Source organism: Zobellella iuensis (genome assembly GCF_016746085.1).
GTDB lineage: Bacteria > Pseudomonadota > Gammaproteobacteria > Enterobacterales > Aeromonadaceae > Oceanimonas > Oceanimonas iuensis.
On sequence record NZ_JAERTZ010000018.1, the window covers coordinates 289354 to 310706 of the forward strand.

Here is a 21353-nt window from a genome sequence, read left to right on the forward strand (position 1 = left end):
TGGCCGGGGCCGCCCGCTCAGGCGTCCTGCTCCAGCCAGTCGATGTCGTTGAAGCCCCGGTTGAGGTAGCCGCCCTGCTCCCAGGACGAGCCCTCGTAGCCGAACAGGGGCCAGACTTCCTTGTTGTCGTAAAAACCGGTGACCAGGTGGCCCTTCAGCCGCTGGAAGAAGGCGCCGTGCTCGATCTGGTAGAGCAGCACCAGGCGATCGCTCTCCCGCTCGATGGCGGCGTAGGGCCGCTGGAAGCGCGCCCCGGCCAGCTCGTCCAGGGCGGCCGTGCCCTCGGCCAGCAGTTGCCTGAGTTCGGCGTCGTCGGCGGCTTGGGCCTCAAGCGGCGCCAGGGCCTGCCGGTAGTAGCGGTCCTCGATGTGGTCGTGGGGAAAGATGTCCCGGGCCAGCACCAGCAGGGTGTTGCCGGCCTCGGCGCCCAGCAGGGTGAACTCCCGGGCCAGGGCTTCCCGGGCCGAGGCCTCGAGGCCGGTGGCCGACAGGGCACCCACCCCCAGGGCCACCATGCTGCCCGCGGCCAGAAAGCGCCGCCGGCTCAGGCCAGGGGGGGCCCCCACCTCGACTACCGGTATCCGTTCATGCTTGTCCTTCATCTTCATTCCTCCGTGAAAGATGCTGCTGCAGGGTGCGCCCCAGCAGCGCCATGGCGCTGTGGCCGGGCCCCAGCCCCAGCAGGCGGGAGACGGTCACGTGCCGGTCTTCCCGCACCCGCTGGGGTTGCCGGCAGTAGCGGTAAAAGTCGTTGGTCAGCCGGCACAGCTCGCCCTCGTCCTCGTCGCAGAGGATGGCGGCATGGGCCAGCACCGCCTGGGTCTCCCGCCCCTGCGCCTTGCGCCAACGCTGGGCGGTGCCGGCGAGCTTGCGGCCGTCCACCACCAGGTTGTAATCGCCATCGCAGAAGGCCCCGGGCACGGCGCCGCAGTAGGCGTCGATGCCCATCTCGGCCAGGGCCGCGAGCAGCGGCCGGCAGAAGCGCCGGTAGGCCTGGCCGATGGCCCCGGGGGCCGGGCTGAGGGTGAACACCATGGCCACGTTGAGCAGGTGCGGGCTCTGCACCGTGAGATCGCCCCCGGTCTGGCGCAGCACCAGGGGCCAGCCGCGCCGGGCCAGGCGCTGGCCGGCGAGCTCGAAGCCCGGCAGTCGGCTCGAGGCGGTGGGCACCACCAGGGCGCGGCGGCTGCGCCAGAGCAGGAAGCCGTAGTCCCGCTCGCCGCGCACCACCGCCTCCAGCAGTTGCTGCTCCCGGGCCAGCCCCTGCTCCGGGCCCAGCAGCGGCGGCAGGCCGCCGGGCAGGGCATCAGGGTTGGGCAGGCTCATCGGGTTCTCCTTCCAGCAACCGGCACAGGGTGTCGAAGAAGGCGGCGGCCGGTCCGCCGTCCACCGCCCGGTGGTCGAAGGTGAGCGACAGCCCCATCAGGGAGCGCACCCGTATCTCGCCGTCGGCGCCGACCACCGGCACCCGCCGGGTTTCGCCGATACCGAGGATGGCCAGCTGCGGCAGGTTGACCACCGGGGTGAAGAAGCGCACCCGCGAGCGACCCAGGTTGGTGAGGGTGAAGGTGCCGCCGGTCATCTCGCTCACCGACAGCCGGCCGGCCCGGGCCCGCGCCACCAGCGCCTTGCGCGCCGTCGCCAGCTCGGTCAGGCTCAGCCGCTCGGCGTCGAACAGCGCCGGGGCCACCAGTTGGGTCTCGCTCAGGGCCATGGCAAAACTCAGGTGCACCGCGTCGTAGTGCAGGATCTCGTTGCCCTCCAAACGGCCGTTGAGCAGCGGATGCCGCCGCAGCGCCCGGATCAGGCCGTGGGCCAGCAGATCCTCCAGCGACACCCGGATACCCGCCTCGGCCAGGGCCGCCCTGTGCTCCAGCAGGGCGGTGACGTCGCACTCCCCCTGGTGGCTGAGCTGGGCCGCCTCGTCCAGGCTCTTGCGCATGGCGCCGGCGATCATGGCGCGCATGCCCCGGAGCGGGGTGCGGCGGATGTCGGCAACCGCGGTCATGGTCATGATGCGTCCTCCAGTGCGGCGATCTGCTCGCCCTTGGCGACCACCTCGTCCGCGTCCTTAAGGATACGCAGGCGGCCGGCCGCCGGGGCCAGGATGTCGTGCTGTATCTTCTGCACCATGATCTCGGCCACCACCTGGCCGGCCTCGACCGCGTCGCCGTCGGACGACAGCCAGGCGGTGATCACGGCGTCGTCGGCTTCTTCCCAGAGATCATGGGGGATGAGTATGGCGTGGCTCATGCTTGTTGCTCCTGCATCAGTTGCCGACAGGCCTGGACGACCTTGTCCGCGTTGGGCAGCGCCCATTGCTCCATCGGCGGGGTAAAGGGAATGGGAATATCGGGAAAGGCCAGCCGTTTGGGCGGGGCCTTCAGGGCCAGCCCCCGTTCGGCGACGGAGGCGATGATCTCGCCGCTCAGCCCGAAGCTGTGGTAGTCCTCGTCCACCACCAGCAGCCGGCCGGTCCTGGCCACCGAGGCCAGCACGGTGTCGCGGTCCAGCGGCACCAGGGCGCGCAGGTCCACCACCTCGGCGCTGATGCCCTCCTCCGCCAGCAGGCGGGCCGCCTTCAGGCCGTGGTGCACCCCGGAGGTGATGCCGACGATGGTGATGTCGCTGCCTTCGCGCACCACCGCCGCCTGGCCGATGGGCAACTGGTAGGCCTCTTCCGGCACGTGGACGATGGCGTCCTTCTCGGTGCCGAGCCAGCCCATGCCCTGCAGCGCCTTGTGGAACAGGAACACCACCGGGTTGTTGTCGCGGATGGCGGCGATCATCAGCCCCTTGGCGTCGTAGGCGTTGGAGGGAGCCACCACCTTCATGCCCGGCAGGTGGGCGAAGGTGGCGTGCAGGCACTGGGAATGCTGGCCGGCGTCGCTGTAGCCGCCGCCGGTGGAGGCCATCAGCACCATGGGCACCGGGATCTTGCCGCCGGAGAAGTAGGTGTTCTTGGCCATCAGGTTGTAGATGGCGTCCATGCAGACCCCGAAGAAGTCGACGAACATCAGCTCGACGATGGGCCTCATGCCGTCGGAGGCCGCCCCCACGGCGGCGCCGATAAAGGCGGTTTCCGAGATGGGGGTGTCGCGCACCCGCTCCGGGCCGAATTCGTCGTAGAGGCCGCGGGTGTTGCCGAACACCCCGCCGAGCGGGCCTATGTCCTCGCCCATCACGAACACGGTGGGATCGGTGCGCATCTCCTGGGCGATGGCCTCGGCCATGGCCCGGGCTATGGTCAGTTTGCGTTCTTTGGTCTGGGTACTCATCAGGCTTTCCTCAAGGTTGAATGTTTCAAACGAATACCTTTTCCAGGGCGGCTTCCGGCGCCGGGTAGGCACTGTCCCGGGCGAAGCGGATGGCGGCGTCCACCCGCTCGCGGGCGGCCTGCACCAGGCGCTGATCTTCCGCCTCGGTCAGGGTGCCCTCTTCGAGCAGCAGGGTGCGGAAGGCGGGAATGGGATCCCTTGCCTGCAGCGCCTCCTTCTCGCCCTTGGGCCGGTAGCCCTCGGCGTCGCCCATAAAGTGGCCGGCCAGGCGGTAGGTTTCGATTTCGATAAGGCTGGGCCCCTCGCCCCGGCGGGCCCGGTCGATGGCCTCGCCCGCCGCCGCGAAGATGGCGACGGGGTCGTTGCCGGGCACGAAGGTGCCGGGCATGCCGTAGGCGGCGGCGCGGCCGTCGTTACGGTCCACCGCGGTGGACTGGCGCTTGGCCACCGAGATGCCCCAGGCGTTGTCCTCGATCACGAACACCACCGGCAGCTGCCATACCGCCGCCAGGTTCAGGGTTTCGTGGAAGGCGCCCTGGTTGGCCGCGCCTTCGCCGAGAAAGGCCACCGCCACCCCGGGTTTGCCCTGCAGCTTGCGCGACAGGGCCGCGCCCACCGCCGGGCCCATGCCCTGGGCGATGATGCCGGAGCAGGAGAAGTTCACCCGGCCGTCGAACAGGTGCATATGGCCGCCGCGGCCGCCGCTCAGCCCCGTTTCCTTGCCGAAGATCTCCGCCGCCATCTCGTTCAGGTTCACCCCCTTAGCGATGGCGATATGGTGGGGCCTGTGGGTGGCGGTGACGATGTCGCTGGCCGACAGGTGGGCACAGACCCCCACGGCGCAGGGCTCCTGGCCGTTGGACAGGTGCATTTCGCCGGGGATGGGGCCCTTGGCCATGTTGAAGGCGGGGCTCTTGCCTTCCATGTAGATTGTCTCGATCGCTTCCTCGAAGAAGCGACTGACCAGCATCTGTTGATACATCCAGTGCAATTGGGTGCGTTCGGGTTTCATATCCCCTCCTTCGCTGTGGTGATGACGAAGCAACACTCGCAAAGGCTGTGCCAAAGATGATAAAAGAGTGTTAATAGTGTGTTTACAGGCGGTGCCGGGGATCCGAGCGGGTGCTATCGGCGCCCAGGTGTTGCAGCCCTGCAACAGCTGTCGCAGCCCGGGTATTACAGCTGTCGCAAGCTGGACGATACTGAAACAAAGGAAAGAGCAAGGAGAGGTGCCATGTCGTTACCGGATGATGCCGTTGTCCGATTGCTGGGGGAGCGCCTGGGGCCGGACAACCGGATAGCGGATCCGCAGATTGTCGGCTCCTGGCGCCGTTGCCTGGAGCAGTACCGGCTCGATCCCGGCCATGCCCATCCCCGTCCCCGGCTGAGCGCCGCCGAACTGAAGGCTCTGCGCGAGCCCCTGGACGAACTGCTGAACCAGCCGGTCCCGGCCCTGACCCGGCTGCGCCGCAGCGCCTTCGAGGCCGGCTACAATCTGCTGCTGACCGACGCCCAGGGCGTGGTGGTGGCCAGCTACCAGGATGCGGACGCCAACCCCGAGCTGGCCCGCAAGGGCATGGCCCCCGGCTCGGTCTGGACCGAGGCCCTGGTCGGCACCAATGGCCTGGGTACCTGCCTGGCCACCGGCCAGCCCATCACCGTCTACGCGGGCGAGCATTTCGATGCCGGCCTCCACCCCTTCAGCTGCTCCACCGCCCCCCTGTTCGCCGGCGACGGCAGCCTGCTGGGGGCCATCGACATCTCCACCTACGCCCGGGGCAGCAAGGTTCGCCAGCAACTGGCCCTGGGGCTGGTGCAGCAGACCGCCGACGAGCTGGAGGCCCTGCTGTTCCGCCGCCACCACGCCGATGCCCTGCTGGTGGCGGTGAGCGCCCGGGGCCCGGTGGCGGAGCCCACCGCCCTGCTGGCCCTGGACGGGGGTGGCCGGGTGCAGGGCCTGACCACCGCCCTGCTGCGCCTGCTCTCCTTCCACCAGCGGGGCTCCCTGCTGGGCATGCCGGTGAGCGAGCTGCTCGGGGTCGGGATCGAGCCCCTGCTGGCCAGCCGGCCCGAGTCCCCCTGTCCCCTCGGCCTGTGCCATTGGCAGGCCTGGCGGCTGGCACCGGCCTTCCGCACCATCCCCGCCGTCAACACCAGCCGGGAGCCGGATCCGCTGGCGCAGGCCGCCAGCGAGGATCCCGGCCTGCTGCGCCAGGCCGCCATCTGCCGGCGCATGGTGGACAAGGGTATCAGCATCCTGATCCAGGGGGAAACCGGCACCGGCAAGGAAGTCTGGGCCCGGGCCCTGCATAGCAGCAGCGCACGGCGCGACCAGCCCTTCGTGACCCTCAACTGCGCCGCCATTCCCGAAAGCCTGATCGAAAGCGAGCTGTTCGGCTACGGCGCCGGCAGCTTTACCGGGGCGCTCAAGGGCGGCAAGGTGGGCAAGATTGCCGCCAGCTCCGGCGGCACCCTGTTTCTGGACGAGATTGGCGACATGCCGCTGGCGTTGCAGACCCGGCTGTTGCGGGTGCTGGCGGAGCAGGAGGTGACCCCGGTGGGCGAGCTCAGGCCGGTGCCGGTCGAGCTCAACGTGATCTGTGCCACCCACCGGGAGCTGACCGGACTGGTGACCGAGGGACGGTTTCGGGAAGATCTCTACTACCGGATCAGCGCGCTCAAGGTCGCCCTGCCGCCGCTGCGGGCGCGGCAGGACCGCCGTATCCTGATCCGGCGGCTGCTGGCGGAGCTGGCGGACGGGCCGGCCCCGGCGCTCGGCGCCGAGGTGGAACAACGGCTGCTCGGCTACGCCTGGCCCGGCAATATCCGCCAGCTCAAGAGCGTGCTGCAGTATGCCCTGGCCATGGCCGATGAGGAAATGATCGGGCCCGAACACCTGCCCGACGAGGTGACCGGCCCCGGTCTCGCACCATCACGGGAAGAGGAGGCGCCGCCGCCCCTGGCGGCGGTCCGGGAGCAGCAGGAGCGGCAGCTGTTGCTGGACACCCTGGAACGCTGCCAGTGGACCATTACCCGGGCGGCCGAGGCGCTCGGCATCAGCCGGGCCACCCTGCACCGCAAGATCAACCGCCACGGCCTGGTGTCGCCCAACAAGGGCGGGCGCTGAGGTTCAGCGACGCAGCTCGAACAGGAATGTCAGCCGCCGGCTTTCTTCCCCCTGCTCGATATCCAGCACCCAGGCCCAGACCATGCGGGCCTCGGTGCAGGCCCCCACCAGCGCCTGGCCCTGCCAGTGGCCGGGCTCGCCCTGCTCCAGCAGGGCCGGCAGGGTGCCCATGTACATGCTCTCCCCTTCCAGCACGCTGCGGGTCACCCTTACCTGCGGATCGGAGAAGCGCACCTCCAGCCGGAAGGGCTGCTCGGCCGCCAGCGGCTCCGCCAGCAGCCGTGCTTCTATTGCCAGGCCATCCAGGTGTTGCCGGCAGGCTTCGTGAGCGATGTCACAAAAATCAACATTTTCTTTCTCTAATACAGTGGTATCTTGGCCATCGGCGCAGGTTCGCAGCCAAAAGGCTCCCGACAAAATCCCCAACACCACCAAGATTTGCACCAGCTTGGGGCCGGTAAGACGGTCTCTCATACCAATTTATATCCTGTATTGCATACAATTCACTACTCCGATTGATCTCGATCAAAGCGGCCCCCTATGCCTTGTGGCGGGGTGAAGTGGTAATCATATTACTGTTTATACTGTTATTTTTGCAGCCACTCATTTATCATCTGCGCGGTGTCTTCAGTGCCTTCCGATTGCCTTTGTTAACAAACAGTTAACGAAGCCGTTCTGGCGCCTGAATATACCGATGAAAAACGGTTGTCTTTAATCCTTCCGACGTGAGCACCCTGGGTGAGCACAAACCTGAATAACAGCAGTGGAAGCGGAACTATAACGATGAGTCAAACTAATAATCAACCAAACTACAACTACACCGTAGTTCGCCAGTTTACGGTCATGACCGTGATCTGGGGCGTTGTAGGTATGTCGTTAGGCGTGCTTATCGCAGCACAACTTATCTGGCCTGCCCTCAACTTTGAAACTCCCTGGCTGACCTACAGCCGGTTGCGTCCGTTGCACACCAATGCGGTTATTTTCGCCTTTGGTGTCAGCGCCCTGATGGCAACCTCTTTTTACGTGGTACAGCGCACCTGTCAGGCCCGCCTGTTCGGCGGCCCCCTGGCATCCTTCGTATTCTGGGGCTGGCAGGCCATCATCCTCTCCGCGGTGATCACCCTGCCCCTGGGCTACACCAGCAGCAAGGAATACGCCGAGCTGGAATGGCCGATCGACATCGCCATCGCCGTGGTGTGGGTGGCCTACGCCATCGTGTTTTTCGGTACCCTGTATAAACGCAACACCTCCCACATCTATGTGGCCAACTGGTTCTACGGCGGCTTTATCCTGACCGTGGCGGTGCTGCATATCGTCAACAGCATGGCGATCCCGCTGAACGGCATGAAGTCCTACTCCATGTACGCCGGTGCCGCCGATGCCATGATCCAGTGGTGGTACGGCCACAACGCCGTGGGCTTCCTGCTCACCGCCGGCTTCCTCGGCATGATGTACTACTTCGTGCCCAAGCAGGCGGGCCGTCCGGTCTACTCCTACCGTCTGTCCATAGTGCACTTCTGGGCGCTGATCACCCTCTATATCTGGGCCGGTCCGCACCACCTGCACTACACCGCCCTGCCCGACTGGGCCCAGTCCCTCGGCATGGTAATGTCACTGATCCTGTTCGTGCCCTCCTGGGGCGGCATGATCAACGGCATCATGACCCTGTCCGGCGCCTGGCACAAGCTGCGCTACGACCCGGTGCTGCGCTTCCTGATCGTGTCCCTGTCGTTCTACGGCATGTCCACCTTCGAAGGCCCCATGATGGCGATCAAGACGGTGAATGCCCTGTCCCACTACACCGACTGGACCGTCGGCCACGTGCACTCCGGTGCCCTGGGCTGGGTCGCCATGGTCTCCATCGGTGCCGTGTATCACCTGATCCCCAACCTGTTCAATCAGGAACGGATGTACAGCATCAAGCTTATCAACACCCATTTCTGGCTGGCCACCATCGGTACCGTGCTGTACATCGTGGCCATGTGGATCAGCGGTGTGATGCAGGGTCTGATGTGGCGGGCGGTGAACGAAGACGGCACCCTGACCTACAGCTTCGTGGAAAGCCTGCAGGCGTCCTATCCGTTCTACTTCGTCCGCTTTATCGGTGGTTGCTTCTTCGTGGCCGGTATGCTGCTGATGCTGTACAACGCCTATCGCACCATTAAGGCGCCTAACGGCTCCCTTCAAGCTATCCCCCAACCGGCATAAGGAGACTCGTGAATGAAAAACCGTCATGAACTGGTCGAAAAGAACGTAACCTGGTTGGCGTTGTTGACCGTGGTCGCCATCAGCTTCGGTGGCCTGGTGGAAATCGTGCCGCTGTTCTTCCAGCAGCAGACCAACGAGCCGGTGGAAGGGCTGCGCCCTTATACCGCGCTGGAGATGGAAGGCCGCGATATTTATATCCGCGAAGGCTGCCATGTCTGCCACAGCCAGATGATCCGCCCATTCCGGGCCGAAACCGAGCGCTATGGCCACTATTCCGTAGCCGGTGAGAGCGTGTGGGAGCATCCCTTCCTGTGGGGCTCCAAGCGTACCGGCCCGGATCTGGCCCGGGTGGGGGGGCGTTACTCCGACGAATGGCACCGGGTGCACCTGATCGATCCGCGCGCCGTGGTGCCGGAGTCGAACATGCCGGCCTTCCCCTGGCTGGAAACCACCGAGCTGGACGGCAAGTATTCCGCCGCCAAGCTGCGTCTGTTCCGGGATCGCTTCGGTGTGCCCTATACCGATGCCGATATTGAAGGTGCCGAGGCCGCGGTGAAGGGCAAGTCCGAGATGGATGCCATCATTGCCTATCTGCAGTCCCTGGGACACGCCCTTAAATAACCGGAGTCGATAATGGATATCAGTACCTTGGAAGCCCTGAAGCCCATGCTGATCAGCTTTCAGACCCTGGCGTTGCTGGTGTTGTTTGCAGGCATCGTATTGTGGGCTTACAGCAAGCGTCGTAAAGGCTCGTTTGACGATGCCGCCAACTCCATTTTTGATGATGAAGACAAGGCGAAGGGAACACGCCAGGGTACTGAGCAGGATCGCGCAGGAGCTAACAAAAAATGAATACTTTTCTAAGTGTCTTTGTAACCGTGATTAGCTTGGGGACCATTTTCGGCTGCTTGGCGCTGCTGATCTGGTGTACCAAGGACAAGATGGGCATGGAAGAAGGCGCCCCGACCGGCCACACCTTCGACGGCATCTCCGAACTGAACAACCCTCTGCCCAAGTGGTGGAGCTACCTGTTCGTGTTCATGATCGTGTTCTCCCTGTTTTACCTGGCGCTCTACCCGGGCCTGGGCAACTTCAAGGGGCTGCTCGGCTGGCAGAGTTCCCACCAGGACATCCGTTCCCTGGAGGAGTCCCGCGCCGCCGCGGCCGAATCCCGTGAACAGGGGCTGCTGGTGCAATACGACCGCGAGATGATCCGGGCCGATGAGGTCTTTGGGGCCCGTTTCCGTGAACTGGCCTATGAGGCCGATGGCGAGACTTACCGCGCCATTGCCGATATCGCCCAGGATGCAAACGCCATCAAGGTGGGCCAGCGCCTGTTCCTGCAGAACTGTGCCCAGTGCCATGGCTCCGATGCCCGCGGTGCCCGCGGCTTCCCCAACCTGACCAACAACGACTGGTTGTGGGGCGGTTCGCCCGAGCAAATCAAGGCCACCATCATGCACGGTCGCCAGGGCATCATGGCCGCCTGGGGCGATATGCTGGGTGAGGAGGGCGTGAAGGAAGTGGCGTCCTACGTGCTGAGCCTGTCCGGTCGCCGGGTGGACGAGGTCGAAGCCCAGAAAGGCCAGGCCCGCTTCGCGGTCTGTGCCGCCTGTCACGGTGCGGACGGCACCGGCAATACCGCCCTGGGCGCGCCCAACCTGACCAACGGCATCTGGCTGTACGGGGGTTCCCGTGCCGCAGTAGAGGAAACCATCCGCTACGGTCGCCATGGCGTGATGCCGGCCTGGAACGACATCCTGGGCGAAGACAAGGTACACCTGCTCGCCTCTTATGTTTACAGTCTGAACAACTGATAAGCCCCCCGGGCTTGGATGAAAAAGCCCCGCTCGCCGGGGCTTTTTGTTATATTAAGCCCGCTTTTTTGTCGTAGGAATTTTTTATGCAACGTCCCTGGTATCTACAATTCTGGCCCTGGTTTCTGATCACCCTGCCGATGTGTGCGGTCGTCGCCAGCCTGTACACCTTCCATATTGCCCACAAGGGAGCCGACAGCATGGTGGTGGATGACTACTACAAAAAAGGCCGGGCCATCAACCAGGATCTGAGCGAGCTGAAGGAAGCCGAGCGCCTCGGCCTGGTGGCCGAGCTCATGCTTCAGGATGGCCTGCTGTCCCTGCGCCTGCAGGGAAACCACACCGAAGGCGAAGCCGTCCGCGTCCGCTTCAGCCACCCCACCCTGGCCGACCAGGATTTGGAGCGCCTGCTCACCAGCGGCGGTGACGGGGCCTATCGCTACCGCCCCGAACGCCCCCTGATGGAGGGCCAGTGGAACCTGCAGCTCGAAGCCTTCGACGGCCGCTGGCGGATACAGCGACGCATCGCCCTGCCGATAACGGACCGGCTTATTATTCGTGCAGAAGGTTAGCATGAGCATGGCCGGCTGTTTTCACTGCGGTGAGCCGGTACCGGCCGGCGCCGACTTCCGTTTCGAGTTCGACGGCGAGCAGAAGGCGTGCTGCTGCCCGGGTTGCCAGGCGGTGGCCCGCACCATCATCGACTGCGGCCTCGGCAGCTACTACCAGCACCGCAGTGCGCCGGCCCCCAAGGCCGATGCGGTCCCCGACGAGCTGAAGCAGCTGCAACATTACGATCTGGCGGAGATACAGCAGGACTTCGTCAGTGAAAAGGACCGCCTGAAGGAGGTACAGCTGTCCATCGCCGGCCTCAGCTGCGCCGCCTGTGCCTGGTTGATCGAACGGCACCTGTCCCAGGTGGCGGGGGTGGCCCTGATCCAGGTGAATACCACCACCGAGCGGGCCCGGCTACGCTGGAACGATGACACCGTCCCCTTGAGCCGCCTGCTGGCCGCCTTTGCCGAAATCGGCTACCAGGCCCGCCCCTTCCTGCCCCATCAGCAGGAGCAGGACTATAACCGCCAGGTGAAATCCTATTTGCTGCGACTGGGCGTGGCCGGCATCGCCAGCATGCAGGTGATGATGGTCGGCTTCGCCCTCTACGAAGATCTCTTTCCCGACATCGATGCGGATCTTATCCAGTATTTCCGCTGGATAAGCCTCTGGCTGTCGGTGCCGGTGATGGGCTATTCCGCCCTGCCCTTCTACCGCAATGCCTGGCGCGGGGTGAAAAACCGGGCGCTGAACATGGACCTGCCGGTGTCGCTGGCCATGATCTTCGCGTTCGTGGCCTCCGTCTATGCCACCGTCACCCATACCGGCGAGGTGTATTACGAATGTGTGTCCATGTTCGCCTTCCTGCTGCTGACCGGCCGCTTCCTGGAAATGCGCGCCAGGCGCAAGGCCTCGGAGACCACCGCCAACCTCAGCCACCATATCCCCATGCTGGCCCGGCTGGACACTCCGGACGGCGAGCAGGAAGTGGCCGCCAAGACCCTGATTCCCGGGCAGCGGGTGCTGGTGGCCCCGGGCAGCGTGATCCCGGCCGATGCGGTGATCCTGGACGGCACCACCAGCGTGGACGAGTCCATGCTTACCGGTGAACACCTGCCGGTGATCAGGCAGGCGGGCGATCCGGTCTTTGCCGGCACCACCAATGTGGAGTCGCCGTTGCGCCTGCAGGTCTTGCGGCCCCTGGCCGAGGCCCGGGTGTCCGAAATCCTGCGCGCCCAGGACGATGCCCTGGCGGAAAAACCCAGGGTTGCCATCCTGGCCGATCAGCTGTCCCGCTATTTTGTGGCACTGCTGCTGCTGGCGACCCTGGGCACCTACCTGGCCTGGCTGCAGTTTGCGCCGGACCGGGCCTTCTGGGTGATGCTGTCGGTACTGGTGGCCACCTGCCCCTGCGCCCTGTCACTGGCCACGCCCACGGCGCTGACGGTGGCCACTTCCCGCCTGACCCGCTCCGGTGTCCTGGTACGCCGCGCCCATGTGCTGGATACCCTGCCCAAGACAACCCGGGTGGTGTTCGACAAGACAGGCACCCTGACCCGGGGCGAGGTGACACTGGCGTCGGTGGTGTTGCTGGCGGAACACAGTGAAACGGAGGTGCTGGCCATCGCCGCGGCCCTGGAGGCCCATTCCGAACATCCCATCGCCCGCGCCTTCCTGCCCTATCGGGATCCCCGACTGCAGGTGAACGGGCGGGAAAACCGGATCGGACGCGGTCTCTGCGGCGTGATCGAGGGACGTAGCTGGCGCCTGGGCAGTGCCACCTGGCTCAACCCCGCCGCCGAAGATACGGAGCTCTGCGTCTATCTGGCCGATGACGATGGCCCGGTGGCCCGCTTCGTGCTGGCCGATCCGCTGCGAGAGGATGCCGAGTTGCTTGTCCGTCAGTGCAAGGCGCAGGGGCTGGCCACCAGCATCCTCACCGGTGATGGCTCCGGCCAGGCGGAGCGGGTGGCCGGCCTGCTGGGGGTGAACGAGCTGGTCAAGAATGCCGGCCCCGATGACAAGCTGGCCTATCTGCGCGCCCGGGACGCCGCCGGCGAGGTCTGCCTGATGGTGGGCGACGGCATCAACGACGCGCCCGTGCTGGCCGGCGCCCATGTGTCCTTCGCCATGGCCGGCGGTACCGATATCGCCAAGAACAGCGCCGACGCCATACTGCTCGGCGACGACCTGCAGCGCCTCCTCAGCGCCCGCCACGTGGCCGGGCGCTGCCGCCGGGTGATCAAGCAGAACTTCTCCTGGGCGCTGGGCTACAACCTGGTGATACTGCCGCTGGCGGCCATGGGCTATGTGTCGCCCTGGTTCGCCATGCTCGGCATGTCGGCCAGCTCCCTGATTGTGATGACCAACTCATTGAGGCTGTCGCGACTATGAGCGATAACGATATCTGGTACCTGATCATTCCCATCGCCATGATCTTCGTGGTGATTGCCATCGCCCTGTTCTTCTGGTCGGTTAAAAGCGATCAGTTCGAGGATCTGGATCGCCAGGGCAGCAATATCCTGTTCGATGACGACCGGGACTCCCACCGCCAGGCGCAGCAGCACAGCGACCATGACCAGTCAGCTTGATCCCTGGGCGGCGCTGCTGATCGGCCTGCTCGGAGCCGGCCATTGTATCGCCATGTGCGGCGGGGTGGCGGCGGCCTTCTCCATGGCGCTGCCCCGGGAGCAGCGCGGCTGGCACTGGCTCTATCTGCTGAGCTACAACGCCGGCCGTATCCTGAGCTATGCCCTGGCCGGCGCCCTGGTGGGCGGGGTCTTCGCCAGCCTGGCGGATGTCAGCCTGGGCCGGCAGGGCCTGACCCTGCTGCGGCTGCTGGCCGGGGTGATGATGATACTGCTCGGGCTCTATCTGGCACGCTGGTGGTTCGGCCTGCTGCGGCTGGAACGGCTCGGCAACCACCTGTGGCGTCATATAAAGCCCCTGGCCGGCCGTTTCCTGCCCTTCCGCCATCCCCTGGCCGCCCTGCCCTTCGGCATGGTGTGGGGCTGGCTGCCCTGCGGCCTGGTGTATTCGGCGCTGACCTGGAGCGCGGTGTCCGGCGGCATGACTCAGGGCGCCCTGGTGATGGCCCTGTTCGGTCTCGGCACCCTGCCCACCCTGCTGGCGCTGGGCGGGCTGGCGGGCCAGCTGCGGCATTGGCTGAACCACCCCAGATTCCGACAAGCTTCCGGCATCTTATTGATTCTTTACGGTTTGTTTACAGTTACCCAGGTGTTGCCGCTGCTTTACTAAGCTATTAAGTGCCGGTCATTGGTGCTATGATTGTGCTGTGATACCAATATAAAGTGTCGAGCCCATGGGAAATCAGTCTAAAGTCATCAAAGCTGCCACAACCGGCCGTGCCATTCACTGCCAGGATTGCAGCATCAGCCAGCTGTGTATTCCGCTCGGACTCAACTCCGACGAGCTGGACGAACTGGACAACATCATAGAGCGCAAGAAGCCCATTCAGAAAGGCCAGGAACTGTTCAAGGCCGGCGAAGAGCTGAAATCGCTTTATGCCATTCGTGCCGGTACCGTCAAGTCCTATACCATTACCGAACAGGGCGACGAGCAGATCACCGCCTTCCACCTGGCCGGTGATCTGGTCGGTTTCGACGCCATCAATACGGGCTCCCACCCTTCTTTTGCCCAGGCACTGGAAACCGCCATGGTGTGCGAAATTCCCTATGAGGTTCTGGACGATCTGTCGGGCAAGATGCCCCGGCTGCGTCAGCAGATCATGCGGTTGATGAGCAACGAGATCAATGGCGACCAGCAGATGATACTACTGCTGTCCAAGAAAACCGCCGAGGAGCGGCTGGCGGCGTTTCTGCACGGCCTGTCCAGCCGCTATTCCCAACGCGGTTTTTCGGCCCGCGAGTTCCGCCTCACCATGACCCGGGGCGATATCGGCAACTATCTCGGCCTCACCGTCGAAACGGTCAGCCGGCTGCTCGGCCGCTTCCAGAAGAGCAACCTGATCGAGGTCGACGGCAAATATATCCGTATTCTGGACTTGCCCGAGCTGGCCCGCCTGGCCGGGGCACCGGTGTCGGCCTGAGCATCACACCCAACCATAAGGGGCTCTGTATGATCAAGTATCAACGCATTCTGGTGGTCGTCGATCCGGTCGCCGAGACCCAGCCGGCCCTGCACCGGGCGGTGTCCGTCGCCGCCCTCGAGGACGATGCCACCATCACCCTGTTTCTGCCCATCTACGATTTTTCCTATGAGATGACCTCCATGCTGTCCAGCGAGGAGCGGGACGAAATGCGCGAAGGGGTGGTCCAGGGGCGGGAGGAGTGGCTGAAGACCCTGCTCGAACCCTATGCGGATAGCAAGGTTCACTTCGATGTCAAGGTGGTCTGGCACAGCCGTCCCTTCGAAGCCATCATCCACCAGGTACAGGACGGCCACCACGATCTGGTGGTGAAAAGCACCCACAAGCATGCCCTGATCCAGTCCTTTATCTTCACCCCCACCGACTGGCACCTGCTACGCAAGTGTCCCTGCCCGGTGCTGCTGGTCAAGGAGCGGGACTGGCCCATGGGCGGCCATATACTGGCGGCGGTCAACTGCTGCAGCGACGATAACGCCCAGGAAACCCTGAACAACAAGATCATTGCCGAAAGCGCCGAGGTGGCCCGACTGCTGTCCGCCACCCTGCACCTGGTGAACGCCTACCCTATCACCCCGGTGAACATGGCGCTGGAATTGCCCGACTTCGACCCCCACGCCTACAACGCGGCGGTGAAAAAACACCACGAGCGGGCGCTCTACGAATATGCGGTGCGCTTCGAGCTGGAGCCCAAGGTGCTGCACCTGCAGGAGGGGCTGGCGGAAGAAGTGATCCCCCGCTGCGCCGACGAGATCAGTGCCAGCCTGGTGATCCTGGGCTCGGTGGGCCGTACCGGCCTGTCCGCCGCCCTGCTCGGCAACACCGCCGAGCACGTGATCGACAAGCTCAACTGTGACGTGCTGGTGCTGCGACCCGACTCGCCCGCCACCTGACGCAACCACTGGCGCCTTGCCCTCGGGGCGCCAGTCACTATAATAGCCCCAGTTTTTTTGGCCGGGGTTATCATGTCAGTTCAAACTGCCAAGCAAGTGTACAACTTCAACAAGCTGCAAAAGCGGCTGCGTCGCCATGTGGGGGAAGCCATCGCCGACTTCAACATGATCGAAGAGGGCGACAAAATCATGGTCTGCCTGTCCGGTGGCAAGGACAGCTATGCCCTGCTCGACATACTGCGCAACCTGCAGGCCCACGCCCCCATCCGCTTCGACATTATCGCGGTCAACCTGGATCAGAAACAGCCGGGCTTTCCCGAACATGTGCTGCCGGCCTACCTGGACGAACTGGGGGTGGAGTACAAGATTGTCGAGGAAGACACCTACTCCATCGTCAAGGACAAGATCCCCGAGGGCAAGACCACCTGCTCGCTGTGCTCCCGCCTGCGCCGGGGCATCCTGTACCGTACCGCCACCGAGCTGGGCGCGACCAAAATCGCCCTGGGCCACCACCGGGACGACATTCTGGAGACCCTGCTGCTCAACATGTTCTACGGCGGCACCCTGAAGTCGATGCCGCCCAAGCTGGTGAGCGACGACGGCAGGCACGTGGTGATCCGCCCCCTGGCCTACTGCAAGGAAAAGGACCTGGTGCGCTACGCCGAAGCCAGGGCCTTCCCCATCATTCCCTGCAACCTGTGCGGCTCCCAGGAGAACCTGCAGCGCCAGGCGATCAAGACCATGCTGCAGGACTGGGATCGCCGCTTCCCCGGCCGCATCGAGAGCATGTTCCGCTCGCTGCAGAACCTGGTGCCCTCGCACCTGCTGGATCACCAGCTGTTCGACTTCAAGGGCGTCGACCGGAATTCCGGAGTGATCGACGGCGGCGATCTCGCCTTCGACAAGCCGGAGCTAGCGCCCCGCTTCGTCGACGAGGACGATGAAGAAAACGACGCCGATTTCGGCGAGCGGCTGCAGATTATTGAACTGAAATAACAAAAGGCGCCGCGGCGCCTTTTGAGTTACAGCCAGGGGCTGATCCGCACCGCCGGCAGCGTCAGACTCCGTTCGTCGGCCAGTTGCTGGTCGGACAGTTCCAGCCGGGCCTCGCCGTTCAGCCGCTGCCCCGGCTCGGCCGGAGTCAGGTGCAGGCCCTTGAGTTCGGGCACAAAATATTTCCCCGGCCAGCCCGCCATCTTCTGCAGCAGGCGCTGCATCTCATCCCGTACCTGGCGCAGTTCGGCGACGTTCACCTCTCCCGCCGGCAGCTCGGCCTGGATGCGGATGGAAATATCGCACCGTTCGGGGTGTTCCACCTCCAGCAGTACCACCGCCTTGTCCAGATCCAGCTGCTTGTCGAAGGGCAGCAGAAACTGGCCGTGGGGCAGCACCTCCACCCGGCCGCGGCGATCCCTGGCCACCATGACGGTGCCGGACTCGATATGGCACAGGCCCTGGCCGTCCTGCCGGCTCAGGTAGAAGCCCAGGGTGGCCTGCTCCACCCTGGCCTTGGCCACGGTTTCCATGTGCTTGTAGAAGCCGCTGTAACCCAGGGCCAGGGGCTCGGCCTGGACGGCGGTACCGGCCAGGGCCAGCAGCGTGGCTATCACCGGCATCTTCATGCGTCGAAGTGGTCCTTGGACTGATTAAAGGAAGAGGGCTGCGACTCGCCTTCGCTCACCACGGAGCCGGCACCTTCGATACCGCAGGCTTCGCGGTAGATGATGCCCTTCACCACGACATAGAGCGGGGCCACCCAGATAAGGCCGATGCCGAAAGTCATCACCCCTACCATAAAGCACAGTACCAGCAACATGTGGATCAGCAACATCGCCATCCACTGGCGGGCAAACAGCCGCAGCGAGGTCAGGATGGCCTGCAAGGGCGTCATGCCCTTTTCCAGGATCAGCGGAAAGGTAAACATCAGCGCCACGCTCAGCACCAGGGTCGGCAGCAGCGACAGCATGGGCGGCAATCCCAGGCTCTGCCCCAGGGGCAGGAACAGGCTGGTGATCAGCCCCATGATCATGCTGGCCAGGGCCAGCGGCACCAGGTAGCGGAAGTAGTCGAAGATCTGACTGGGCCGGATGGGCCTGTCCACCGCCCGGTAGATGCCCATCATGTCCAGGCCGCCGCTCATGGGCGCCATGATCATGGAAATGGCCAGCCCCATCAGGCTGGCGCCCCACATGCCGTCTTCTCCCTCCCCGGTCGCCATCACCAGCAACTGGTTGAGCAGCAGCCAGCAGCCGACCACGCCGATGGCGGCCAATAGAATCGGCATCTTGGCGCCGTAGATGCGGCCCCAGGCTTCCTGCAGCACGGCCTTTGGGGCCAGTTCGAAGCCCTGTTCCAGCGAGCGTTGCAGCCGGGCAAATCGTGGTTCATTCATAATGCATTCTCATTTCAAGGGTGGCGGTATTATAACGGATGACCGCGTCGGGGGAAGCCAAGCTAACCCATTATAAAAGTTGGGGAATTTTACAAAATAACAAACAGCAAAACCGCATCTTTCAAGCATAAAAATTCGCTTTGATTTCCGCAGGCCGGGATCTAGAATGCGCGCTCATTTTCATATCAGAACGCGGCGCGTTTTCATCGAGGTGAATAAAGGCAAATGGCCGAGCACAGCCCCCCCTTGGTCTCCCTGACCGGTATCAGCAAACAGTTTGACGGCAAAGCTATCATAGACAGCCTGGATTTATCCATTTATGACGGCGAATTCCTCACTATCCTGGGTCCGTCCGGCTGTGGCAAGACCACGGTGCTGCGCCTGATCTCGGGGCTGGAAGAAGCGGATAGCGGTCATATCCACCTGGCCGGGGAAGATATCACCCGGGTGCCCGCCGAGCTGCGCCATGTCAACACCGTGTTCCAGAGCTATGCCCTCTTCCCCCATATGTCCATCTTCGACAACGTGGCCTTCGGCCTGCGCATGCAGAAGGTGCCGGCGGCACAGATCCGCCCCCGGGTGATGGAGGCGCTGAAGATGGTGCAGCTGGAGCAGATGGCCAACCGCTATCCCCACCAGCTGTCCGGCGGCCAGCAGCAACGCATCGCCATCGCCCGGGCCGTGGTCAACAGACCCAAGGTGCTGCTGCTCGACGAATCCCTGAGCGCCCTCGACTATAAGCTGCGCAAGCAGATGCAGACCGAGCTCAAGCAGCTGCAGCGCCGGCTCGGCATCACCTTCGTATTCGTCACCCACGATCAGGAAGAGGCCCTGTCCATGTCCGATCGCATCGTGGTGATGCAGGGCGGCAAGATAGTGCAGGACGGCGCGCCCAAGGAAATCTACGAATCCCCCGCCAACCTGTTCGTGGCCAGGTTCATCGGCGAGATCAACATCATGGACGGCGAGCTGCTCGCCCCCGCCGGCGAGGCCGGTGCCTGGCACGCCCAGGTGGAAGGCCGCGGTTGCGTGGTGCACAGCCAGTACCCCTTCAGTGCCGGCGACAAGGTGTGCGTGCTGCTGCGCCCCGAGGATCTGCGCATGAAGATGCGCACCAGGGACGTCGCCGCCGAGGGCGTGCCCGGCCGTATTATCGATCGCCACTACAAGGGCGCCACCCTGGACTCCCTGGTGGAGCTGGAGTCCGGCCAGCAGGTGCTGATCTCCGAATTCTTCGACGAGGACGATCCCGACTTCGACTATTCCATCGGCCAGCAGGTGGATATCCACTGGGTCGACCGCTGGGAGGTGGTCCTGCCCTATGAACAGCACTAAGGGTTTTCGCGCCAACCTGTTCCGCAACATGGCGGTCAGCCTGATCGTGGGGTGGCTGCTGCTGTTCGTGTTTATGCCCAACCTGATGATCATCGGCACCAGCTTCCTGACCCGGGATCACGCCAGCCTGGTGAGCCTGGTGTTCACCCTGGACAACTACGGCCGGCTGCTGGATCCGCTCTACGTGCGGGTGCTGTGGCATTCGGTGTATATGGCCGGCATCGCCACCCTGATCTGCCTGCTGCTGGGCTATCCCTTCGCCTTCATCATCGCCCAGAGCCCCCGCCGCTGGCGCCCCCTGCTGCTGTTCCTGGTGATAGTGCCGTTCTGGACCAACTCCCTGATCCGCACCTATGCGCTCAAGGTGGTGCTGGGTACCAAGGGGCTGCTCAACAACGCCCTGCTGGCCCTTGGCCTTATCGACCAGCCGTTGCGCATCATGTTCACCGAACTGGCGGTGATCATCGGCCTGGTGTACATACTGCTACCCTTTATGGTGCTGCCGCTCTATGCCGCCATCGAGAAGCTGGACGGCCGCCTGCTGGAAGCGGCCCGGGATCTGGGCGCCGGCGCCTGGTCCCGCTTCTTGCGGGTGATAGTGCCGCTGACCATGCCCGGCATCGTCGCCGGCTGCCTGCTGGTGTTCCTGCCGGCCATGGGCATGTTCTACATCTCGGATCTGCTGGGCGGGGCCAAGAACCTGTTGATCGGCAACATCATCAAGACCCAGTTCCTCAATATCCGCGACTGGCCCTTCGGCTCGGCCACCAGCATCACCCTGACGATGCTGATGGCGGGCCTGATCTTCGTCTACTACCGGGTGGGCAAGCTGCTGAACAAGAAGGTATCCATCGATGATTAAATGGTTCAAGGGCGGTTTCCTGCTGCTGGTGTTCGCCTATCTGTACATCCCCATCGGGGTGCTGATCGCCAACTCCTTCAACAGCTCCCGCTTCGGCATCCGCTGGGACGGCTTTACCTGGGACTGGTATGTCCGCCTGGCCAACAACGCCGGCCTGATGGAGGCGGCCCGTCATTCGGTGACCATCGCCCTGGTGTCGGCCACCTTCGCGGCGCTGATCGGCACCCTGGCGGCGGTGGCCCTGTACCGCTACCGTTTCCGCGGCAAGGGCTTCGTGGGCGGCATGCTGTTTGTGGTGATGATGTCGCCGGACATCGTCATGGCCATCTCGCTGTTGGCCCTGTTCGTGGTGTTGGGCATTTCACTCGGCTTCTGGTCGCTGCTGTTCGCCCATATCACCTTCTGTCTTCCCTTTGTGGTGATCACCGTCTATTCACGCCTCAAGGGGTTCGACCTGCGCATGCTGGAAGCCGCCAAGGATCTGGGTGCCAGTGAGTTAGTGACCTTCAGGAAAATTATTTTCCCGCTGGCCAGGCCCGCCATCGCCGCCGGTTGGCTGCTGAGCTTCACCTTGTCCCTGGACGATGTGATCGTCAGCTCCTTCGTGACCGGACCGGCCTACGAGATCCTGCCGCTGAAAATCTATTCCATGGTCAAGGTGGGCGTGTCCCCCGAGGTCAACGCCCTGGCCACCATCATGCTGGCGGTATCGCTGGTGCTGGTGGTGACGTCTCAACTTTTGTTAAGGGATAAACGCTGA

24 protein-coding genes are annotated in these 21353 nt (G+C 64.0%); 15 read left to right on the forward strand and 9 right to left on the reverse strand.

Annotated elements, in window-relative coordinates; translation table 11 throughout:
* Positions 1–17: 17 nt before the first annotated feature.
* Genes JKV55_RS08130 through JKV55_RS08155 form a run of 6 tightly spaced genes read right to left on the reverse strand, consistent with a single transcriptional unit; the run spans position 18 to position 4290 of the window.
* Positions 18–602: a gluconate 2-dehydrogenase subunit 3 family protein gene (locus tag JKV55_RS08130; protein ID WP_202084012.1), complete on the reverse strand. Its 585-nt coding sequence runs from the start codon at positions 600–602 to the stop codon at positions 18–20.
* The gene (locus tag JKV55_RS08135; protein ID WP_202084014.1) at positions 586–1326 is read right to left on the reverse strand and encodes a lipoate--protein ligase family protein; all 741 of its coding nucleotides are present in this window, start codon (positions 1324–1326) and stop codon (positions 586–588) included. The genes JKV55_RS08130 and JKV55_RS08135 overlap by 17 nt, the downstream gene beginning before the upstream one ends.
* Positions 1307–2014: a 2-oxo acid dehydrogenase subunit E2 gene (locus JKV55_RS08140; RefSeq protein ID WP_202084016.1), complete on the reverse strand. Its 708-nt coding sequence runs from the start codon at positions 2012–2014 to the stop codon at positions 1307–1309. The genes JKV55_RS08135 and JKV55_RS08140 overlap by 20 nt, the downstream gene beginning before the upstream one ends.
* A complete protein-coding gene (locus JKV55_RS08145) occupies positions 2011–2253 on the reverse strand; it encodes a biotin/lipoyl-containing protein (protein WP_106728269.1) in 243 nt (80 codons plus the stop codon). The genes JKV55_RS08140 and JKV55_RS08145 overlap by 4 nt, the downstream gene beginning before the upstream one ends.
* Positions 2250–3278 (reverse strand): alpha-ketoacid dehydrogenase subunit beta, encoded by a 1029-nt coding sequence (locus tag JKV55_RS08150; protein WP_202084018.1) that lies wholly within the window; start codon positions 3276–3278, stop codon positions 2250–2252. The genes JKV55_RS08145 and JKV55_RS08150 overlap by 4 nt, the downstream gene beginning before the upstream one ends.
* 25 nt (positions 3279–3303) lie before the next feature.
* Complete coding sequence (locus JKV55_RS08155; protein WP_094041379.1) at positions 3304–4290, reverse strand: thiamine pyrophosphate-dependent dehydrogenase E1 component subunit alpha; 987 nt, start codon at positions 4288–4290, stop codon at positions 3304–3306.
* Positions 4291–4512: 222 nt separating this feature from the next.
* Between JKV55_RS08155 and JKV55_RS08160 the strand changes: the two genes are divergently transcribed.
* Positions 4513–6405, forward strand: coding sequence for a sigma-54-dependent Fis family transcriptional regulator (locus JKV55_RS08160; protein ID WP_202084020.1), 1893 nt, complete (start codon positions 4513–4515; stop codon positions 6403–6405).
* A gap of 3 nt (positions 6406–6408) precedes the next feature.
* On the opposite strand, the gene JKV55_RS08165 is transcribed toward JKV55_RS08160, so the two are convergent.
* Complete coding sequence (locus JKV55_RS08165; RefSeq protein WP_202084022.1) at positions 6409–6879, reverse strand: hypothetical protein; 471 nt, start codon at positions 6877–6879, stop codon at positions 6409–6411.
* Positions 6880–7188: 309 nt separating this feature from the next.
* Here JKV55_RS08165 and ccoN point away from each other — a divergent pair, with 309 nt between their 5' ends.
* The 11 genes from ccoN (at position 7189) to ttcA (ending at position 17000) form a co-directional block, all read left to right on the forward strand.
* Entirely contained in the window at positions 7189–8613 is a 1425-nt protein-coding gene (gene ccoN, locus JKV55_RS08170; RefSeq protein ID WP_202084024.1) for a cytochrome-c oxidase, cbb3-type subunit I, read from the forward strand.
* A 12-nt stretch (positions 8614–8625) separates the two neighbouring features.
* The gene (gene ccoO / locus JKV55_RS08175) at positions 8626–9234 is read left to right on the forward strand and encodes a cytochrome-c oxidase, cbb3-type subunit II (protein WP_202084026.1); all 609 of its coding nucleotides are present in this window, start codon (positions 8626–8628) and stop codon (positions 9232–9234) included.
* A 12-nt stretch (positions 9235–9246) separates the two neighbouring features.
* Entirely contained in the window at positions 9247–9465 is a 219-nt protein-coding gene (locus JKV55_RS08180; protein WP_202084028.1) for a cbb3-type cytochrome oxidase subunit 3, read from the forward strand.
* Entirely contained in the window at positions 9462–10430 is a 969-nt protein-coding gene (gene ccoP / locus JKV55_RS08185) for a cytochrome-c oxidase, cbb3-type subunit III (protein ID WP_202084030.1), read from the forward strand. The genes JKV55_RS08180 and ccoP overlap by 4 nt, the downstream gene beginning before the upstream one ends.
* Positions 10431–10516: 86 nt before the next feature.
* Positions 10517–11002 (forward strand): FixH family protein, encoded by a 486-nt coding sequence (locus JKV55_RS08190; protein ID WP_202084032.1) that lies wholly within the window; start codon positions 10517–10519, stop codon positions 11000–11002.
* A gap of 7 nt (positions 11003–11009) precedes the next feature.
* The gene (locus tag JKV55_RS08195; RefSeq protein WP_202084273.1) at positions 11010–13379 is read left to right on the forward strand and encodes a heavy metal translocating P-type ATPase; all 2370 of its coding nucleotides are present in this window, start codon (positions 11010–11012) and stop codon (positions 13377–13379) included.
* Positions 13376–13576 carry a cbb3-type cytochrome oxidase assembly protein CcoS gene (gene ccoS / locus JKV55_RS08200; protein WP_202084034.1) on the forward strand — a complete coding sequence of 67 codons (201 nt, stop codon included), beginning with the start codon at positions 13376–13378 and terminating at the stop codon, positions 13574–13576. The genes JKV55_RS08195 and ccoS overlap by 4 nt, the downstream gene beginning before the upstream one ends.
* On the forward strand, positions 13560–14243 hold the full coding sequence (locus tag JKV55_RS08205) for a sulfite exporter TauE/SafE family protein (RefSeq protein ID WP_202084036.1): 684 nt from the start codon (positions 13560–13562) through the stop codon (positions 14241–14243). Before ccoS ends, JKV55_RS08205 begins: the two co-directional genes overlap by 17 nt.
* Before the next feature lie 64 nt (positions 14244–14307).
* The gene (gene fnr / locus JKV55_RS08210; RefSeq protein WP_202084038.1) at positions 14308–15054 is read left to right on the forward strand and encodes a fumarate/nitrate reduction transcriptional regulator Fnr; all 747 of its coding nucleotides are present in this window, start codon (positions 14308–14310) and stop codon (positions 15052–15054) included.
* Between the two features lie 29 nt (positions 15055–15083).
* A complete protein-coding gene (gene uspE / locus JKV55_RS08215) occupies positions 15084–16004 on the forward strand; it encodes a universal stress protein UspE (protein ID WP_202084040.1) in 921 nt (306 codons plus the stop codon).
* A 69-nt stretch (positions 16005–16073) separates the two neighbouring features.
* Positions 16074–17000: a tRNA 2-thiocytidine(32) synthetase TtcA gene (ttcA, locus tag JKV55_RS08220; protein ID WP_439654903.1), complete on the forward strand. Its 927-nt coding sequence runs from the start codon at positions 16074–16076 to the stop codon at positions 16998–17000.
* A 26-nt stretch (positions 17001–17026) separates the two neighbouring features.
* Here ttcA and JKV55_RS08225 read toward each other — a convergent pair whose 3' ends face one another.
* Positions 17027–17626 carry a DUF2987 domain-containing protein gene (locus JKV55_RS08225; RefSeq protein WP_202084044.1) on the reverse strand — a complete coding sequence of 200 codons (600 nt, stop codon included), beginning with the start codon at positions 17624–17626 and terminating at the stop codon, positions 17027–17029.
* Positions 17623–18396: a DUF2189 domain-containing protein gene (locus JKV55_RS08230; RefSeq protein ID WP_202084046.1), complete on the reverse strand. Its 774-nt coding sequence runs from the start codon at positions 18394–18396 to the stop codon at positions 17623–17625. The genes JKV55_RS08225 and JKV55_RS08230 overlap by 4 nt, the downstream gene beginning before the upstream one ends.
* Before the next feature lie 225 nt (positions 18397–18621).
* Here JKV55_RS08230 and potA point away from each other — a divergent pair, with 225 nt between their 5' ends.
* The 3 genes from potA to potC are packed head-to-tail and all read left to right on the forward strand — an operon-like array spanning position 18622 to position 21353.
* Entirely contained in the window at positions 18622–19731 is a 1110-nt protein-coding gene (gene potA / locus JKV55_RS08235) for a spermidine/putrescine ABC transporter ATP-binding protein PotA (RefSeq protein WP_202084048.1), read from the forward strand.
* Positions 19718–20593, forward strand: a complete 876-nt coding sequence (potB, locus tag JKV55_RS08240; RefSeq protein ID WP_202084050.1) for a spermidine/putrescine ABC transporter permease PotB — start codon at positions 19718–19720, stop codon at positions 20591–20593. Before potA ends, potB begins: the two co-directional genes overlap by 14 nt.
* Positions 20586–21353 carry a spermidine/putrescine ABC transporter permease PotC gene (potC, locus tag JKV55_RS08245; protein WP_202084052.1) on the forward strand — a complete coding sequence of 256 codons (768 nt, stop codon included), beginning with the start codon at positions 20586–20588 and terminating at the stop codon, positions 21351–21353. The genes potB and potC overlap by 8 nt, the downstream gene beginning before the upstream one ends.

Bases quoted from the DNA above. Each gene is read 5' to 3' on its own strand.
- JKV55_RS08160 (WP_202084020.1), top strand. From the start codon at position 4,513: ATGTCGTTACCGGATGATGCCGTTGTCCGATTGCTGGGGGAGCGCCTG.
- uspE (WP_202084040.1), top strand. From the start codon at position 15,084: ATGATCAAGTATCAACGCATTCTGGTGGTCGTCGATCCGGTCGCCGAG.
- ccoO (WP_202084026.1), top strand. From the start codon at position 8,626: ATGAAAAACCGTCATGAACTGGTCGAAAAGAACGTAACCTGGTTGGCG.
- JKV55_RS08135 (WP_202084014.1), bottom strand. From the start codon at position 1,326: ATGAGCCTGCCCAACCCTGATGCCCTGCCCGGCGGCCTGCCGCCGCTG.
- JKV55_RS08140 (WP_202084016.1), bottom strand. From the start codon at position 2,014: ATGACCATGACCGCGGTTGCCGACATCCGCCGCACCCCGCTCCGGGGC.
- JKV55_RS08165 (WP_202084022.1), bottom strand. From the start codon at position 6,879: ATGAGAGACCGTCTTACCGGCCCCAAGCTGGTGCAAATCTTGGTGGTG.
- JKV55_RS08205 (WP_202084036.1), top strand. From the start codon at position 13,560: ATGACCAGTCAGCTTGATCCCTGGGCGGCGCTGCTGATCGGCCTGCTC.
- ccoN (WP_202084024.1), top strand. From the start codon at position 7,189: ATGAGTCAAACTAATAATCAACCAAACTACAACTACACCGTAGTTCGC.
- JKV55_RS08225 (WP_202084044.1), bottom strand. From the start codon at position 17,626: ATGAAGATGCCGGTGATAGCCACGCTGCTGGCCCTGGCCGGTACCGCC.
- JKV55_RS08145 (WP_106728269.1), bottom strand. From the start codon at position 2,253: ATGAGCCACGCCATACTCATCCCCCATGATCTCTGGGAAGAAGCCGAC.
- JKV55_RS08195 (WP_202084273.1), top strand. From the start codon at position 11,010: ATGGCCGGCTGTTTTCACTGCGGTGAGCCGGTACCGGCCGGCGCCGAC.
- JKV55_RS08180 (WP_202084028.1), top strand. From the start codon at position 9,247: ATGGATATCAGTACCTTGGAAGCCCTGAAGCCCATGCTGATCAGCTTT.
- ccoS (WP_202084034.1), top strand. From the start codon at position 13,376: ATGAGCGATAACGATATCTGGTACCTGATCATTCCCATCGCCATGATC.
- potA (WP_202084048.1), top strand. From the start codon at position 18,622: ATGGCCGAGCACAGCCCCCCCTTGGTCTCCCTGACCGGTATCAGCAAA.
- JKV55_RS08230 (WP_202084046.1), bottom strand. From the start codon at position 18,396: ATGAATGAACCACGATTTGCCCGGCTGCAACGCTCGCTGGAACAGGGC.
- JKV55_RS08190 (WP_202084032.1), top strand. From the start codon at position 10,517: ATGCAACGTCCCTGGTATCTACAATTCTGGCCCTGGTTTCTGATCACC.
- potB (WP_202084050.1), top strand. From the start codon at position 19,718: ATGAACAGCACTAAGGGTTTTCGCGCCAACCTGTTCCGCAACATGGCG.
- JKV55_RS08155 (WP_094041379.1), bottom strand. From the start codon at position 4,290: ATGAAACCCGAACGCACCCAATTGCACTGGATGTATCAACAGATGCTG.
- JKV55_RS08130 (WP_202084012.1), bottom strand. From the start codon at position 602: ATGAAGGACAAGCATGAACGGATACCGGTAGTCGAGGTGGGGGCCCCC.
- JKV55_RS08150 (WP_202084018.1), bottom strand. From the start codon at position 3,278: ATGAGTACCCAGACCAAAGAACGCAAACTGACCATAGCCCGGGCCATG.
- ccoP (WP_202084030.1), top strand. From the start codon at position 9,462: ATGAATACTTTTCTAAGTGTCTTTGTAACCGTGATTAGCTTGGGGACC.
- fnr (WP_202084038.1), top strand. From the start codon at position 14,308: ATGGGAAATCAGTCTAAAGTCATCAAAGCTGCCACAACCGGCCGTGCC.
- potC (WP_202084052.1), top strand. From the start codon at position 20,586: ATGATTAAATGGTTCAAGGGCGGTTTCCTGCTGCTGGTGTTCGCCTAT.